The sequence below is a fragment of the Pseudomonas sp. DCA-1 genome (genome assembly GCF_046523955.1).
Classification (GTDB): Bacteria; Pseudomonadota; Gammaproteobacteria; order Pseudomonadales; family Pseudomonadaceae; genus Aquipseudomonas; species Aquipseudomonas putida_Y.
Genome location: NZ_CP169881.1, coordinates 4,054,120 through 4,069,885, shown reverse-complemented (window position 1 = coordinate 4,069,885; position 15,766 = coordinate 4,054,120). Strand labels below are relative to the sequence as shown.

Sequence of the window (15,766 nt, the reverse complement as noted above, 5' to 3'; positions counted from 1 at the left end):
ACTGAGGTCATTGCTGATGGGGATTGTGCAAAAACAACGCGGGGGGCCGTTGGTGCCGGCCAAGGTGGTCATGTCTGCGCTTATGATGCTAAGCCCAATTGCCCAAGCGTTGACGACCGTGGATGGCGACCTGACCATCGATGCGAATACACCACTCGATAACTATCAACTAAACCCAGGGGCCAGGCTTGACGCCAACGGTGCATCCACCCAGCACATCGATATTTTTGGCGGTGCGCACCTGGAGATGAGCGGCAGCACGGTGGATGCGCAACTGGACGATGGCATCGCCCTGCGGGGCGGTTCGAGCGCAAACGTAACTGCCAATTCGCGGGTGGTCAGCGCCCGCTACGGCCTGCGCTTGCAGCGCGACAACAGCCTGGGTGGCTCAACGGCCACCGTCAGTGACAGTTATGTCGAAGGCGCCAGGGGGGGGCGCTGATATCGGCCGAGTCGACCCTTGTACTGCACAACAGCACACTGGTCGGTACCGGTACGGCCGCAGCTGCGGACATGTTTGACAACGCAACGCTCAGCGCGGAAGGCAGCCGTTTGCAGGGTGCACGGAATGGCTTGCGGATATTGTCTGCGCAGGCACAGCCTGGCACTGCGACGGTGAGCCTGGTGGGGTCGCACGTAGAGGGGCAGGACGGCTCTGCGATTGTGGTCGGCAACCCCGCGCTTGGCCCGGCTGAGGCCGATATCCTCGTAGCCGGAGGAAGCACCTTGCAAGGCAGCAACGGCGCGCTGCTGGAAGTTACGGGCAGTTCCACGGCACGCATGACGGTGGACAACAGCCAACTGGTGGGTGACGTGCGTGTCGAAGAGGGCTCCAGTGCCTCGCTGACGCTGGACAACCACGCCAGCCTGACAGGCCGACTGGAGAACGTCGCAGGCCTGACCCTGAGCAACCAGGCGCGCTGGAACATGGTCGAGGACAGCAAGGTCGGCAGCTTGGCCCTTGAGGGTGGCAGTGTCAGGTTTGGTGAGCCGGGCCAGTATCAGCGCTTGAGCGTGGGGACGCTGGCTGGCAGTGGCAACTTCATCATGGACGCCGACTTCAGTACCGGCGATAGCGATTACCTTGAAATCACCGGTACCGCCACCGGCAGCCATACCTTGCTGGTTGGCAGCAGTGGTGCCGACCCTGTGTCTGAGAACCAACTGCACCTGGTGCATGCCGCTGCAGGCGATGCGCAGTTTTCCTTGCTCAACGGCCCAGTCGACGTGGGCACGTTCTCCTACGAACTGGTGCAGCGTGGCAACGACTGGTTCCTCGACGGTGCGAGCAAGGTCATCAGCCCCGGTACCGCTTCGGTGCTGGCCCTGTTCAACACCGCGCCGACCGTATGGTATGGCGAGCTCACCACCTTGCGGAGCCGCATGGGCGAACTGCGCCTGGACCAAGGCAAGGCGGGTGGCTGGGTCAGGGCATATGGCAACAAGTACAACGTTTCCGATGCAGCGGGCAGTGCATACCAGCAGGTACAGCAGGGCTTCTCGTTAGGTGCTGATATGCCGCTGCCGCTTGGGGATGGCCAGTGGCTTCTGGGTGTGATGGCAGGGCATAGCAATTCGGACTTGAACCTGACGCGTGGCGCGTCTGCCGACGTCAAGAGTTATTACCTGGGGCTGTATGCCACCTGGCTCGATGCCCAGAGCGGTTACTATCTGGATGGGGTGGTCAAGCTCAACCGCTTTGACAACTCGTCGGATATCACATTGAGCGATGGCAAGCGCAGCAAAGGTGATTACGACAACTTCGGTGTGGGTGCATCCCTGGAGTTCGGTCGCCATCTGGAGCTGGGCAATGACTACTTCATCGAGCCCTATACGCAATGGTCAATGGTCACCATCCAAGGCAAGCACTATGACCTGGATAACGGAATGCAGGCGCGCGGCGACGTCACCCGCTCGCTGCTCGGCAAGGCCGGGGCCACCGTTGGGCGTACCTTCGACCTAGGTGCCGGGCGCAAGGTGCAACCCTACCTGCGCGCTGCCTACGCACATGAGTTCGTCGACGACAACCAGGTCAACGTCAACGACAACCGGTTTGACAATGATCTGTCGGGCTCGCGCGGCGAGCTGGGGCTGGGGGTTGCCGTTAGCATGACCGATCGCCTGCAACTGCACGCCGACTTCGATTACGCCAACGGTGAAAAGATCGAGCAGCCCTGGGGTGCCAACGTCGGGCTTCACTACAGCTGGTAGGGCTATTGCAACCGGGGAGGTATCGAACCTCCCCTTTTTGTGCCCGCCTGCACTGGATGGAGATGCAGAGTATGCAACGGTCTACACAGGGTACTTACGTTCCGGTTCCGGTCCCGCTCGATCCGCCGACGGCGCCGGATGCGCTACCCGACATTCCCGGCGGGCAGCACAATTTGCTGCCGGTTGCGGTGTTGGGTCGCCCACTGCGCATCGACATCCCGATTTGGGAATACTCGCGTCCAACTCCCGAACGCCCGGAATGGATCATCCTGTACTGGAACGGTTCAGAGGTCGAGAAAAAGACCTGGTACGACGACATACCGCCAGATGAGCTCTATGTGGATGTCCCGGTGCAGTTCCTCGAGCACGGGGTGGCGGCCGTCACCTATTTGGCCCACGGCTTCAATGGGGAGGAGGTCGGATCCATGCCTCTGTCTCTGACCATCGACGAGGTGGCGCCAGTGCTGGGTGACAACCAAGGGAGCCTGGTGTTCGATGAGGAAGTGCTCAGGGACGGCGTGACCGCGCGCTACCTCGAGAACAACGTCCTGCAGGCGCTGGTGCCGAGATATCAAACCCCCGCAGTGGCTGACACGCTGATCGTTTACTGGGATCGTGAGCCGTTTGCCAATGAAGAGGTCGATCGGTATGAACTGATGGACCCTAGCCGGCCGATAAGCATCGTATTTTCCAAGGAAATGATACTGGCGCGCGGTGATGGCAAGCGCTATGTCCATTACAAGGTCTGTGACCGTGCCGGTAACCTGAGCGCTGGTTCACAGCCAGTCACGCTGGAGGTGGCTGCCACGCCGATACCGCGAAGTTTGCCGCCGGTGTTGATCGACCAGGCAGAGGGCTGGGGGGCACAACAGACGCTGACGCTCAATGACTTTTACCCGCCGTTACTGGTTGAGGTCCCGGCGAGTGCGGTTATCTACCCGGATGAAACCCTCACGGTGGTGTGGGGAGCGCCGGGCACAGCGGGGTACTTTACGACCAGCACGCCGTACAACGGGCAAGAGCGTTTCTTCGAAATACCCACCCAGTACGTTTTGGCGCAAAGCACGCATACCGTTACGGTGCTATACCGCGTGAGTGACAACGCCAATGCGCTCGATTCCGACGCACTTGCTCTGGACGTGAAAGCGCGCTCGGAGCGGTTGCCCCAACCCGAGTTGGATGGGGCCAATGCCGATGGGTTCAGCCTGGGCAAGGCGCCAGCCAATGTGCCGATCCGGCTGGGCACTTGGCCTTTGATTGCCGAGGGGCAGCAGGTCAGCATTCAGCTGACCGGGGTCTTGCCTGGTGGCAGCGACGCGCCAGCGTATGACGTGCTGTTTGCGCATGCGTTATCTGCTACCGAGGCCGACGAGGGAATTGGCATGCGCGATGATGTGACGGTACCTAAAACCCACCTGGCCACCCTATGGATCGGTCATAATTTTACTATCACGGCGTCCGTAAGCTTCGATGAGGGCGCGACTTGGGTAGCGTTTCGTCCCGTGCTCAACCTGCCACTGCGCGATTGATGGAAAGTGTTGGATCACGGCCTTGCAACCGGGCTGGAGACCTCTGCAGTTATGCCACTGTAGTCACTGATCGTGGTGAACTTCACCTGTAGCCCATCGGTGACTGTCATGGTGTTCAGCGCATAGGCCTGCGTGCCCAGGGGCAAGGCCATGGCCTTGGCGTTGATGGTTTCACTCGCGCCATTGCCACTTACCACCAGGCGGCTGAAGGTGAAGTGATAAGGCGACGGGTTATCGACGACCAGATGCGGTTTTCCATCTATTTGTTGCACCGACCAGGCCAGGTCTTTCAACCGGTCTTGCGGGCGGCCTTTGAGCTCACTGGGACGATAGAACAGCTTGATGCGCGTGCGCAGGGCGATGTTGAGGATGTTCTCTCCGTCATTGGTCGCTGCCTGCGGTATTTCCTGCAGGTTGAAATAGAACACGGACTCACGATCACGGGGGAGATCGTTAGGCAGGGCATTGATTTGCACCGTCTGTTCGCCACCGGGGTCGAGGCGGAACAGGTTAGGGGCAGCGATCAGGGGGACGGCAGTGGTTGCGTCGTCGGCTTGGGTGTTTACCCAGGCCTGCGCCGCGTACGGCCTGTTGGAGGGGTTGGCGACGATGACCGAGGAGCTGCGTTTGGCGCTGTCGTGCACCACTCGCGTGTGGCTGATGGTGAGTGCCGCTTGTGCGCCGGGGAGAATGGCTGTGAGCAGCGCCAGGCAGCTGCATGAGGTGATCAGAAGTCGAGAAAGGGGTGACATGGTGTTTGACCGGGCAGGAATGGTGGACTCCAGGTGCGGGCACCTGGAGTAGGTATCAAGGCATGTCTACCGTGAAGGCGACTTCAGCTTGTGCTACGCCGTCGGTGATAACTGCTGCATCCGCGTAAGACTCGTACGAGGCGTAGAACACCATCTCCGTTGGGCGATCTACGTATAGATCGTATTCGATGGAATCACTGTCGGGTGCAATTTTGGCTTTCAGCCTGTCTTTGATCGCGACGCCCACGCCCGTGGCACCGTTGACGCCATAAAGGTCGGTGCCGACTATGCCGTGCAAGGGGGTATATTTCACGGTTGCGGTCTCGGATGGTGGAATTATGCAGGCCGAAGTCGGTGTTATCTTCAGCGCGAATGCCTTGTCAGGCGTGGAGGTGCCAGGGGTGTGGAAGTAGCCTTTCGTGAAGTTACCCAGCGATACCTCGGGGATAACGCTGGCGCCTGGGGCGACGACTTCAATCGGGCAGGTACCGCCGCCGTAGATGGTACCGTAGAAGCTGATCTGGCCTGTTTCATCGTCGAGAGCGAATGCGCTGCTGCTGGCCATCGCCATGGCGAGCATGAGCAAAGTTTTTTTCATTGGCAGTTCCTTGATGTTGTCGTGTTGACTAGGGGACGCTCCCTTGCGTCGGCTTCGAGCCGAAGGGGGAGCGGCCAACAGCATAGGGGGGGAGGCCAATGGTTGAATGTAGGATTAAGTGGCAGCTGGGTACGGATTTTTAGGGCGGCAGCGCACGTGTGTTCAGGACTTTTTTACGGCTTCCAGCAGAGCCTGCTTTTGTGCATGCCAGTCAAACCGCAGGCCGTCCCGTTCCGCTTCATAGCGCAGATCTTCCAGGTTCTGGTAGAGCTGCAGCTCTTCGTCCGGCATGAAGTGCAGGCAGTCGCCACCGAAGAACCACAGCAGGTCGCGCGGCACCAGGTGGGCGATTTGCGGATAGCGCTGAATCACCTGGCATATCAGGTCTTGGCCCAGATATTGGCTTTCCAGCGGGTTTTGCGGCAACAGGGTCAGCAGCTCGTCGAAGCGGTCGAGGAACAGGGTGTGGCTTTCCTCCGGTACCTGCTCGGCTTCACCCAGGGCCACCAATATGGTGCGCAGGTGGTTCAGCAGTTGCAGGTGGTATTCCACGTGGGGGGTGGCCATTGGGGTGGTCCTCGGAATGGTTGAAACGGGGCGCGGAGTATACGCCGGTTGGGGAAGGGGCCGCAAAACGGCCCCTGTCTCAGCGTACCTTGCCTTGCTCCGGCAGCAGCTGTGCCTTGTCGAAGGCATCCACGTCGATCACGGCACGGCGCGCTTGTTCGGCCGCGTGCAGGCGTTGCGCCTGATCAGGCTGAAGTACACCACTGTCGACTGCCGCATCGATCACCGACTGCCCGGGCGCCGGTCGTACCTTGCCTTCCTTGATTGCCTGATGCAGCGCGTTGTGCAGCGGCGTCGACGCCTCCAGCAGGTCGCAGGCTCGTTGCAGGGCTGCCACCGGGTCGCCGTTGGCTTGCGGCCTGAAGCAACCGGCAAGCAGCTCTTCCAGCGCAGGGTCGCCTTTGCTGCGCCCTATCAGCGCTGCCACCTCGGCGTCCAGTTCATCGCTCGGCCCGGTGTGACGGCGGCCAAAGGGGAACACCAGCACCCGTAGCGCGCAGCCGACGAAGCGGTTGGGGAAGTTGTCGAGCAACCGGTCCAGGGCGTGCTCCGCCTGGCCCAGGCTTTCTTCCATGGCCCAGCGCAGCAGGGGCTGCATGTGCTCGGGCGAACCGAGATCGTGGTAGCGCTTGAGTGCGGCACTGGACAGGTACAGGTAGCTGAGTACATCGCCCAGCCGCGCACTCAGGCGCTCCCGGCGCTTGAGCGCCCCGCCCAGCAGCATCATCGACAGGTCGGCCAGCAGGGCAAAGGCGGCGGCCTGGCGGTTGAGGGCTCGGAAATACCCCTGACTCAGCGTGTCCCCCGGTACTTTCTCGAAAACCCCCAACCCCAGGTTGAACACCAGAGTGCTGGCCGCGTTGCCGGCGGCGAACAGGATGTGTTTCATCAGCAGGTCATCGAATTCCTGAAGTGCCTGATCGTGGTCTTCACGCCCGGCCAACGCCATCTCCTTGAGCACGAACGGGTGGCAGCGAATGGCGCCCTGGCCGAAGATCATCAGGTTGCGCGAAAGGATGTTGGCGCCTTCAACCGTGATGAAGATCGGCGCCCCTTGCCAGTTGCGGCCCAGGTAGTTGTTCGGGCCCATGATGATGCCCTTGCCACCGTGCACGTCCATGGCGTGCTGGATGCATTCGCGGCCACGCTCGGTGAGGTGGTACTTGAGGATCGCCGACAGCACCGAGGGTTTCTCGCCAAGATCCACGGCCTTCGCGGTCAGCAGGCGGGCACTGTCCATCAGCCAGGCGTTGCCGCCAATGCGTGCCAGCGATTCCTGGATACCTTCGAAGGCCGCCAGTGGCACGTTGAATTGCTCGCGGATATTGGCGTACTGGCCGGTCACCAGGCTGGTGTACTTGGCAGCCCCTGTACCCACGGCAGGCAGTGAGATGGAGCGACCTACCGACAGGCAGTTCATCAGCATCATCCAGCCTTTGCCAAGCATCGCTTGGCCGCCAATGAGGAAGTCCAGCGGGACGAACACGTCCTTGCCGCTGTTGGGGCCATTCATGAACGCGGCGCCCAGTGGCAGGTGGCGTTTACCGATTTCCACCCCGGGGGTATCGGTGGGGATCAGTGCCAGGCTGATGCCCAGTTCTTCCTCATCGCCCAGCAGGTGGTCCGGGTCGTAGGCCTTGAATGCCAGGCCCAGCAGGGTGGCGACCGGGCCGAGGGTGATGTAGCGCTTTTCCCAGTTCAGGCGCAGGCCGATCACTTCTTCGCCTTGCCACTGGCCTTTGCAGATGATGCCGGTGTCGGGCATGGCGCCAGCGTCGGAGCCGGCCAGCGGGCCGGTGAGGGCGAAGCAGGGGATTTCCTCGCCTCGGGCCAGGCGCGGCAGGTAGTGGTTGCGTTGTTCGTCGGTGCCGTAGTGCAGCAGCAGTTCGGCAGGGCCGAGGGAGTTGGGCACCATCACCGTGGAGGCCAGATCACCGCTGCGGGTGGCCAGTTTCATCGCCACCTGGGAGTGGGCATAGGCGGAGAAGCCCTTGCCGCCGTATTCCTTGGGGATGATCAGGGCGAAAAAGCCATGCTGCTTGATATGTGCCCAGGCTTCGGGCGGCAAGTCCAGGTCCTGGCCGATCTGCCAGTCGCTGACCATGGCGCACAGTGCTTCGGTCGGGCCATCAATGAAGGCTTGCTCTTCTTCAGTCAGCTTCGGTGCCGGGTAGGCCAGCAAGGTGCGCCAGTCTGGGCGACCACTGAACAGTTCGCCATCCCACCACACGGTGCCGGCGTCGATGGCCTCGCGCTCAGTCTGCGACATGGGCGGCAGGGTACGCTGGAACCAGCGGAATACCGGGGCGGTAAACACTTTGCGTCGCCACTGCGGGAGCACAACCAGGGCGATCTTCAGGGCCAGCACCACCCAGATCAGCGCCAGCAGCCAGCCGGGGGCGCTGCTGAAAATGCCCATCAACAGCACATAGGCCGCCATGACGCCGAGTATCTGCAAAGGCGCCAGGCGCCGGTGCGTGAGGTACGCCGCGCCGATTACCAGCACCACCAACCACAACAGCAACATAATCGGTCCTCCTTGGAACCTAGGGCTTGAGCCGTCCCAGACAGCTTAGACGCAATGCTGTGAACGGCATGTTCAGAACAGTGACAGGGTGTGGCGGTGGGAGTTTCAGTTCATTTGTTCGCCTGTACCGGCCTTTTCGCGGGTGAACCCGCTCCTACAGCGGAACGTGGCGATGCCAGCGGTTGGCGAATGCGGGGGCGGCCGCGACGGTGAATGACCGGCAGGCTCGGCCTATGTGCGGGTAAAACCCACGCAGGAATACCAGTGACGTGAAGACGGTGGCGAGCCTGTAGGAGCGGGCTTGCCCGCGAAGAGGCCAGTACAGGCGGCGAAGGTCTGGAGTAGACTGTGCCACCTCCGCATTCAAAAGGATGTTGCCATGCTGAAGATCTGGGGCCGCAAGAATTCGAGCAATGTGCGCAAGGCACTGTGGATCGCCCACGAACTGGGCCTGGACTTCGAGTCCATCGACGCCGGTGGCGCCTTCGGCGTGGTCAACGAGCCGCACTACCGTGCCCGAAACCCCAACGGTCTGGTGCCGATGCTCGAAGACGGCGACCTGACCTTGTGGGAGTCCAACACCATCGTCCGCTACCTGTGCGCGGAGTACGGCACTGAGCAGGGCTGGTATCAGGCAGACCCACGCCAACGCGCCCTGGCCGACAAATGGATGGACTGGACCACATCGTCCTTCGCTACCCCATTCCGGCCCCTGTTCTGGGGCCTGCTGCGCACGCCGGAAGACCAGCGCGACTGGGTGGCGATCAACGCCGCGCACAAGCAGTGCGCGCAATTACTGGCCATTGCCGACGAAACCCTGGCCAATCAGCCGTACCTGTCCGGTGACCAGATCGGCATGGGCGACATCCCACTGGGTAGCTTCATCTATGCCTGGTTCGAAATGCCCATCGAGCGCCCCGACATGTACCACCTTCAGACCTGGTATGAGCGCCTGAAGCAACGCCCGGCCTACCAGGCCGCAGTGATGACTGCGCTCACTTGAACCCGCTTCGATAGTCATTATCAATAGATGTGACTGTACTTGTGCAGCCTGGCCTTGCACCATGGCTGCACGCACTGCGCCAGTGACTTTACCTGGCGTGTCCTGCACCTTTTTCTTCGGTAAGTGACCCGCTATGAGTTCTGCCCTGTCCATCCGACAGCTGACCAAGACCTACGGCAATGGCTTTCAGGCCCTCAAAGGCATCGACCTCGATGTTGCCGAAGGCGACTTCTTCGCCTTGCTCGGCCCCAACGGTGCCGGCAAATCCACCACCATTGGCATTCTCTCGACCCTGGTGAACAAGACCAGCGGCACAGTGAGCGTGTTCGGTCACGACCTGGACCGCGAGCCCTCCGCGCTCAAGCGTTGCCTGGGCGTGGTGCCGCAAGAGTTCAACTTCAACCAGTTCGAGAAGACCTTCGACATCGTCGTGACCCAGGCCGGGTATTACGGCATCCCGCCCAAGCTGGCCAAGGAGCGTGCCGAGCAGTACCTGACCCAGCTGGGCCTGTGGGACAAACGTGATGTGCAGTCGCGTTCGTTGTCTGGCGGCATGAAGCGGCGCCTGATGATTGCCCGCGCATTGATCCACGAACCGCGTCTGCTGATCCTGGACGAACCCACCGCCGGGGTGGATATCGAGCTGCGCCGCTCGATGTGGAGCTTCCTCACCGAGCTGAACCAGAAGGGCATCACCATCATCCTCACCACGCACTACCTGGAAGAGGCTGAACAGCTGTGCCGTAACATCGGCATCATCGACCATGGCACCATCGTCGAGAACACCAGCATGCGCCAGTTGCTGGGCAAGCTGCATGTCGAAACCTTCGTGCTCGACCTCAAGCAGGACCTGGCCGCGGCGCCGGTACTGCAGGGCTACCCGTGCCGGCTGCTGACCCCGCATACCCTGGAAGTGCAGGTGGACAAGGACATCGGCATCACCGCGCTGTTCGGCCAGCTGGCGCTGCAGAACATCGAGGTGCAGAGCCTGCGCAACAAGACCAACCGACTTGAGGAGCTGTTCGTGTCCCTGGTGGAAAAAAACCTGTCGAAGGTGGCCGTATGAGTGTGGAACTGCGCACCAACTGGGTCGCCCTGAACACCATCGTCTACCGCGAAGTGCGGCGCTTCCTGCGCATCTGGCCGCAAACGTTGCTGCCGCCAGCGATCACCATGGTGCTGTACTTCGTCATCTTCGGTAACCTGATTGGCCGGCAGATCGGCGATATGGGTGGCTTCACCTACATGCAGTACATCGTGCCGGGGCTGATCATGATGTCGGTGATCACCAACTCCTATGGCAACGTGGTGTCGAGCTTTTTCGGCAGCAAGTTCCAGCGCTCGATCGAAGAACTGATGGTGTCGCCGGTGTCGCCGCACACCATTCTCGTCGGCTATGTGCTGGGTGGGGTGCTGCGTGGTTTGGCGGTGGGTGTGATCGTGACCATTTTGTCGATGTTCTTCACCGACCTGCAGGTGCACCACCTGGGCGTGACCGTGGTGGTTGTGCTGCTGACGGCCACCATCTTTTCGCTGCTTGGCTTCGTCAACGCCGTGTTTGCGCGTAACTTCGACGATATTTCGATCATCCCGACCTTCGTGCTGACGCCGTTGACCTACCTGGGCGGAGTGTTCTACTCGATCAACCTGCTGCCGCCGTTCTGGCAGACCGTGTCGTTGGCCAACCCGGTGCTGCACATGGTCAACTCGTTCCGCTACGGCATTCTAGGGGTGTCGGATATCAGCATTGGCACGGCGATCACCTTCATGCTGGTGGCCACTGCGGTGCTCTACGTTGTTTGCGTTCGCTTGCTGGTCAGCGGCCGTGGCATGCGGGCCTGAAGCCTTGCACCGGCATTGGCGACGACGCCACTGCCGGCCCACCCATGAGCGCCAGTAGAGCATGGTGGTGAAGTAGCCAAGGATGCCCAGCACCACCCCGCACACCACCGAGCCCAGCAGGAACGGCTGCCACAGCGTGGCCAGTTGGTCGGTGATCCACTCGAAGGTCAGCTCGTCGGGCAGGGAGCGCGGCGGGATCTGCATCAGCCAGGCACCGGCCATGTAGGTCACGAAGAACACCGGTGGCATGGTCAGCGGGTTGGTCAGCCACACCAGGCTGATGGCAATCGGCAGGTTGCCGCGCACCGGGATTGCCAGGGCTGCGGCCAGCAGCATCTGCATGGGAACGGGAATAAGCGCCGCGAACAGGCCCACACCCATGGCCCTCGCCACCGAATGGCGGTTCAGGTGCCAGAGGTTGGGGTCATGCAGCAACTTGCCGAAAAAGCGTAAGGACTTGTGTTCCCGAATGCTGGTCGGGTCCGGCATGTAGCGTTTGAAAAGTCGGCGCGGCATGTAGGCTCCCGGAGCGTTGACCCTGGCAGTATGCCCTCAATCCTGCTCAGCCTCGTTTAGAGTTTGTGACAATTGTTGAGCGAGCTTTGCCAGCGATTGGGCTATGCCTCAGGAAGTGATTTCACTTCTGGAGCTCTACTTCATGCGCACAGGGATGTTTGCGCTCGCGCTCGGGCTGTTGTGCCTGGGCTTTCTTCCCGCATTGCCATCGGTCGGATGGTTGATAACCCTGGCAGCCTGCGCTGTCGGCAGCCTGTTTACCCGCGTATGGCCGTTGGGTTGGTTTCTGCTGGGCTTGTGTTGGGCGTGCGGGTCCGCTCAGCGGGCCCTTGATGATCGTCTGGCGGCCGGCCTGGATGGCCGCACCTTGTGGCTGGAGGGGCGGGTAGTCGGCTTGCCGGCCCGCACTGCACAAGGCGTGCGTTTCGAGCTGGAAGCGGCCCGTTCGCGGCGGGCCGAACTGCCTCAGCGTTTGCAACTGAGCTGGTTCGATGGGCCGCCGCTGCGGGCGGGCGAGCAGTGGCGGCTGGCGGTGACCTTGCAGCGCCCGGCCGGTCTGCTGAACCCGCATGGGCCTGACCGGGAAGCACAGTTGCTGGCGCGACGGGTGGGGGCTACGGGTACGGTAAAGGCGGGGCAGTTGCTGGCGCCAGTAACCGGTGGTTGGCGCGATGCGTTACGTCAGCGTTTGCTGATGGTCGAAGCCAATGGCCGGCAGGCAGCGCTGGTGGCACTGGTGCTTGGCGATGGTGCGGGCATGGCCCGGGAGGACTGGCAGACGTTGCAGGCCACCGGCACGGTGCACCTGCTGGTGATTTCCGGCCAGCACATCGGCCTGGTCGCCGGTTTGCTCTATGGCCTGGTTGCCGGACTGGCGCGTTGGGGCCTGTGGCCGGCAAGGTTACCGTGGTTACCTTGGGCCTGCGGCTTGGCCATGGCCGCAGCGCTGGCCTACGGCTGGTTGGCCGGTGCTGGCGTACCGGTGCAGCGTGCTTGCCTGATGCTGGCCGTGGTGCTGCTCTGGCGTCTGCGCTTTCGTCACCTTGGCGCTTTCTTTCCGTTGCTGCTTGCGCTGGTCGCCGTGCTCGTCTTCGAGCCGTTGGCGGCGTTGTTGCCTGGGTTCTGGCTGTCGTTCGCCGCCGTGGCCACGCTTATCTATTGCTTCAACGCCCGTTTGGGTGGTTGGCGGCCCTGGCAGGCCTGGACGCGTGCGCAATGGGTGATCGCCATTGGCTTGCTGCCGGTGTTGCTGGCCACGGGGTTGCCGGTGAGCCTGAGTGCGCCGCTGGCCAATCTTGTCGCGGTGCCATGGGTCAGCCTGGCGGTGTTGCCGTTGGCGTTGCTGGGTACAGTGCTGCTGCCGCTGGGTGGGGTAGGGGACGCGCTGCTGTGGCTGGCGGGTGGCCTGCTGGAATGGCTGTTCCGGTTGCTGGCGTTGGTGGCGCAGCAGCATCCGGCGTGGGTGCCCCCGGTGCTGCCAGGGTGGGCCTGGCTACTGGTGGTGCTGGGTGCGCTGCTGGTGCTGCTGCCCCGTGGCGTGCCTTTGCGTGGGTTGGGTGGGGTCATGTTGCTGGCACTGTGGGTGCCCAGGGAGCCAGTGCCGTTCGGCCAGGTCGAGGTCTGGCAATTGGATGTCGGTCAGGGGCTGGCGGTGCTGCTGCAGACTAGGCATCACACCCTGCTCTACGATGCCGGTCCGGCCCGGGGAGAGAGCGACCTGGGGGAGCGGGTGGTGCTGCCGACTCTGCGCAAGCTGGGGGTGGGTAGCCTCGACCTGATGGTGATCAGTCATGCACATGCTGACCATGCTGGCGGTGCTGCGGCAATACAACGTGGTCTGCCGGTCAGGCGGGCAATTGGTGGGGAAGCGCTGGATGACGTGCAATTGCAGCCTTGCGTCAGTGGCGAGCAATGGGACTGGGATGGCGTGCGTTTTTCGCTGTGGCGCTGGGCGGACGGGCAGAGCAGCAATGACCGTTCTTGTGTGTTGTTGATAGAGGCGCAGGGCGAGCGTCTGCTGCTGGCGGGGGATATGGAAGCTGCGGCCGAACGGGCCTGGTTGGCAGAGACTGAAGCGCCGCGTATCGACTGGCTGCAGGCGCCGCATCATGGCAGCCGCAGCTCGTCCACCGAGGCGTTCATTCGGGCAACCGCAGCGCGGGGGGTATTGATTTCGCGAGGGCGCAACAACAGCTTCGGGCACCCGCATGTGCAGGTGATGGAGCGTTATCAGCGGCATGGGTTGGCGGTGCATGACACGGCGGTGGAGGGCGCGTTGCGGTTGGTGTTGGGGCGGCAGGGAGAAGTTGAGTTCGTTCGGGGGCAGCGGCGGTTTTGGCGGGCTCAACTGGATTAGGGGGGTTAGGTGTTAGGTGTACGTCGTTACAGGTTTAGCGGCCATGAGGTCGAGCGCCGCCCGCGCGGCGCATCGCGAGCTGCGCTCGCTCCTACGTTTGTTTCGGGCCAGTAACGCCTGCGGCAGACGCGCGCGACCGTTTTGTTTGTTCGGCGCAATATCGCGCCAAGCGCCAAGGCGTTCGCGCGCAAATCCCACAGGAATGATTGGCCCGAAACAAACGTAGGAGCGAGCGCAGCTCGCGATGCGCCGCGCGGGCGGCGCTCGGTCTCCCAGGCGACGCACCTCTACCGCCATACCCTCAAGGCCACACCGGCTGGCATGACGTTGCGCAATGGCCGGGTGTGTTTGCCGTGGGTTTTAGGGGTGGCAGAAATCGAGCGCCGCCCGCGCGGCGCATCGCGAGCTGCGCTCGCTCCTTGTATGTTGTCCTTAGCCTGGCGGGAGAGGTTATTCTCGCCAGGCTGAAGAAGCACTTCCGGGGAGGCCGATCGCTCCTAAAGGCAGGGATTGCCCCTGACCTTGTACGTAGAGAGGCCCCCCGCCTCATTGCCCACTGCGAAGAGTATCGAGAAGCCGACAAGTCGGACTTCGCATTACAAGGTTGCAGCAGCATGAAGTTCGAGGTCGGGGAACCGGAGGCCATTGTTACCTAATTCGCTGGGGAGAGGGAAGAATGAGTGTCTGTGTTGGCCTCGATATCGGCTCACGCACTTCGATCGTCGGGGTACGTAAAGATGGGCGTCCGGCCGGACAGTGGGATATCGCTCAAACCCCTGCAGGCCGTAAGGCTGCGGTGAAAAAGCTGCTGGCACTCAAGCCCAAGTCGATCGTGATGGAGGCGACCGGAATCTATTACCTAGACTTGGCTCTTGAGCTACATGCGGCTGACCTCCCTGTTTCAGTGATCAACCCCAAGAGCTTTCACAATTTCGCCAAACTGATGCTGGCGAATAGCAAGACCGATGCAATAGATGCTCAGTTGCTGTCCGAGTACGGCGAGCGTATGACACCGCGCTTGTGGACGCCTCCAAGCCCTGTGCAGCTTGAGCTGAGGGCTCTGGGCCGGCACATCAACCGTTTGGTGGGACACCGTACCAGGGCGAAGAACGAACTCCATGCGCTGCAGGCGACCTCTACGACCGTGTCGATGCTGATCGAAGATCAAGAAGAAGCCATTGCTTCACTGGATAATCGAATTGAACGCTTTCGTAAGGCTGGCCGCGAGATGGTCGCCCAGTGTCCGACGCTTACTCGGCAGTACAAGCAGCTGCTCGCAGGCCCAGGAATAGGAGAAGTCTCAGCACTTGCTGCATTGGCTGAGCTGACCACCCTTCCTCAAATGCTCAAGTCCTCGCAGGTAGCTCGTCACGCGGGGCTGGATGTTCGGCAGACACAGTCGGGGACGAGCATTGACAAGCCCGGTCGGCTCGGCAAAAGCGGGAATGCTTATCTGCGGGCAGCCATGTACATGCCTGCCTTGACCGCAGTGCGCTGCGACCCTTATGCGAAGGCTTTTTACGAATCCCTGGTCAGTAGGGGCAAGAAAAAAATGCAGGCTATCGCTGCTGTCATGCGCAAGTATCTGACAGGCATCTGGGCATGCATGCGTGGGGATGTGCCATTTGATACGGTGAAGCTTTTCAGCTCTGAACACCTCGGAAAAGCTTGACCGCCAACAGAGTATCTACGTTTGTTTCTGGCCAGTGACGCCTGTGACAGGCGCGCGCGACCGCCTTGTTTGTACGACGCAATATCGTGCCAAGCGCCAAGGCGTTCGCGCGCAAATCCCACAGGAATGATTGGCCCGAAACAAACGTAGGAGCGAGCGCAGCTCGCGATGCGCCGCGCGGGCGGCGCTCGGT

11 protein-coding genes and 1 pseudogene are annotated in these 15,766 nt (G+C 61.7%); 7 read left to right on the top strand and 5 right to left on the bottom strand.

From position 1 onward, the window contains the following. The first annotated feature begins 16 nt into the window (after positions 1-16). Together ACE4QZ_RS19145 and ACE4QZ_RS19140 are read left to right on the top strand one after the other, a co-directional pair. A pseudogene (locus ACE4QZ_RS19145) lies at positions 17-2,211 on the top strand (autotransporter outer membrane beta-barrel domain-containing protein). 71 nt (positions 2,212-2,282) lie between these two features. Further along, positions 2,283-3,740, top strand: coding sequence for a hypothetical protein (locus tag ACE4QZ_RS19140; RefSeq protein WP_410480120.1), 1,458 nt, complete (start codon positions 2,283-2,285; stop codon positions 3,738-3,740). 14 nt (positions 3,741-3,754) lie between these two features. Here the strand turns inward: ACE4QZ_RS19140 and ACE4QZ_RS19135 are convergent, their stop codons facing one another. From ACE4QZ_RS19135 to ACE4QZ_RS19120, 4 genes are all read right to left on the bottom strand, one after another. Further along, complete coding sequence (locus tag ACE4QZ_RS19135; RefSeq protein WP_021784799.1) at positions 3,755-4,492, bottom strand: molecular chaperone; 738 nt, start codon at positions 4,490-4,492, stop codon at positions 3,755-3,757. 55 nt (positions 4,493-4,547) lie between these two features. Further along, positions 4,548-5,090 (bottom strand): fimbrial protein, encoded by a 543-nt coding sequence (locus tag ACE4QZ_RS19130; RefSeq protein WP_021784800.1) that lies wholly within the window; start codon positions 5,088-5,090, stop codon positions 4,548-4,550. A gap of 162 nt (positions 5,091-5,252) precedes the next feature. Next, the gene (locus ACE4QZ_RS19125) at positions 5,253-5,657 is read right to left on the bottom strand and encodes a PA2817 family protein (RefSeq protein ID WP_021784801.1); all 405 of its coding nucleotides are present in this window, start codon (positions 5,655-5,657) and stop codon (positions 5,253-5,255) included. A gap of 79 nt (positions 5,658-5,736) precedes the next feature. Beyond that, complete coding sequence (locus tag ACE4QZ_RS19120; protein WP_084852366.1) at positions 5,737-8,184, bottom strand: acyl-CoA dehydrogenase; 2,448 nt, start codon at positions 8,182-8,184, stop codon at positions 5,737-5,739. Positions 8,185-8,563: 379 nt separating this feature from the next. On the opposite strand from ACE4QZ_RS19120, the gene ACE4QZ_RS19115 reads away from it, so the two are divergent. From ACE4QZ_RS19115 to ACE4QZ_RS19105, 3 genes are all read left to right on the top strand, one after another. Continuing rightward, the gene (locus ACE4QZ_RS19115; protein ID WP_021784803.1) at positions 8,564-9,187 is read left to right on the top strand and encodes a glutathione S-transferase; all 624 of its coding nucleotides are present in this window, start codon (positions 8,564-8,566) and stop codon (positions 9,185-9,187) included. A gap of 133 nt (positions 9,188-9,320) precedes the next feature. Beyond that, positions 9,321-10,253 (top strand): ABC transporter ATP-binding protein, encoded by a 933-nt coding sequence (locus ACE4QZ_RS19110; RefSeq protein ID WP_019752231.1) that lies wholly within the window; start codon positions 9,321-9,323, stop codon positions 10,251-10,253. After that, positions 10,250-11,029, top strand: coding sequence for an ABC transporter permease (locus ACE4QZ_RS19105; protein ID WP_003247128.1), 780 nt, complete (start codon positions 10,250-10,252; stop codon positions 11,027-11,029). The genes ACE4QZ_RS19110 and ACE4QZ_RS19105 overlap by 4 nt, the downstream gene beginning before the upstream one ends. Here ACE4QZ_RS19105 and ACE4QZ_RS19100 read toward each other — a convergent pair. Then, positions 10,913-11,545 (bottom strand): DUF2062 domain-containing protein, encoded by a 633-nt coding sequence (locus ACE4QZ_RS19100; protein ID WP_143514802.1) that lies wholly within the window; start codon positions 11,543-11,545, stop codon positions 10,913-10,915. The two genes, ACE4QZ_RS19105 and ACE4QZ_RS19100, sit on opposite strands and share 117 nt — an antisense overlap. Before the next feature lie 142 nt (positions 11,546-11,687). Here ACE4QZ_RS19100 and ACE4QZ_RS19095 point away from each other — a divergent pair, with 142 nt between their 5' ends. Further along, positions 11,688-13,901 carry a DNA internalization-related competence protein ComEC/Rec2 gene (locus tag ACE4QZ_RS19095; protein ID WP_331245272.1) on the top strand — a complete coding sequence of 738 codons (2,214 nt, stop codon included), beginning with the start codon at positions 11,688-11,690 and terminating at the stop codon, positions 13,899-13,901. A gap of 676 nt (positions 13,902-14,577) precedes the next feature. Then, positions 14,578-15,573 carry an IS110 family transposase gene (locus ACE4QZ_RS19090; protein ID WP_410480109.1) on the top strand — a complete coding sequence of 332 codons (996 nt, stop codon included), beginning with the start codon at positions 14,578-14,580 and terminating at the stop codon, positions 15,571-15,573. The last annotated feature ends 193 nt before the right edge of the window (positions 15,574-15,766 follow it).

Bases quoted from the DNA above. Each gene is read 5' to 3' on its own strand.
- ACE4QZ_RS19140 (WP_410480120.1), top strand. From the start codon at position 2,283: ATGCAACGGTCTACACAGGGTACTTACGTTCCGGTTCCGGTCCCGCTC.
- ACE4QZ_RS19135 (WP_021784799.1), bottom strand. From the start codon at position 4,492: ATGTCACCCCTTTCTCGACTTCTGATCACCTCATGCAGCTGCCTGGCG.
- ACE4QZ_RS19100 (WP_143514802.1), bottom strand. From the start codon at position 11,545: ATGCCGCGCCGACTTTTCAAACGCTACATGCCGGACCCGACCAGCATT.
- ACE4QZ_RS19090 (WP_410480109.1), top strand. From the start codon at position 14,578: ATGAGTGTCTGTGTTGGCCTCGATATCGGCTCACGCACTTCGATCGTC.
- ACE4QZ_RS19110 (WP_019752231.1), top strand. From the start codon at position 9,321: ATGAGTTCTGCCCTGTCCATCCGACAGCTGACCAAGACCTACGGCAAT.
- ACE4QZ_RS19120 (WP_084852366.1), bottom strand. From the start codon at position 8,184: ATGTTGCTGTTGTGGTTGGTGGTGCTGGTAATCGGCGCGGCGTACCTC.
- ACE4QZ_RS19095 (WP_331245272.1), top strand. From the start codon at position 11,688: ATGCGCACAGGGATGTTTGCGCTCGCGCTCGGGCTGTTGTGCCTGGGC.
- ACE4QZ_RS19105 (WP_003247128.1), top strand. From the start codon at position 10,250: ATGAGTGTGGAACTGCGCACCAACTGGGTCGCCCTGAACACCATCGTC.
- ACE4QZ_RS19115 (WP_021784803.1), top strand. From the start codon at position 8,564: ATGCTGAAGATCTGGGGCCGCAAGAATTCGAGCAATGTGCGCAAGGCA.
- ACE4QZ_RS19130 (WP_021784800.1), bottom strand. From the start codon at position 5,090: ATGAAAAAAACTTTGCTCATGCTCGCCATGGCGATGGCCAGCAGCAGC.
- ACE4QZ_RS19125 (WP_021784801.1), bottom strand. From the start codon at position 5,657: ATGGCCACCCCCCACGTGGAATACCACCTGCAACTGCTGAACCACCTG.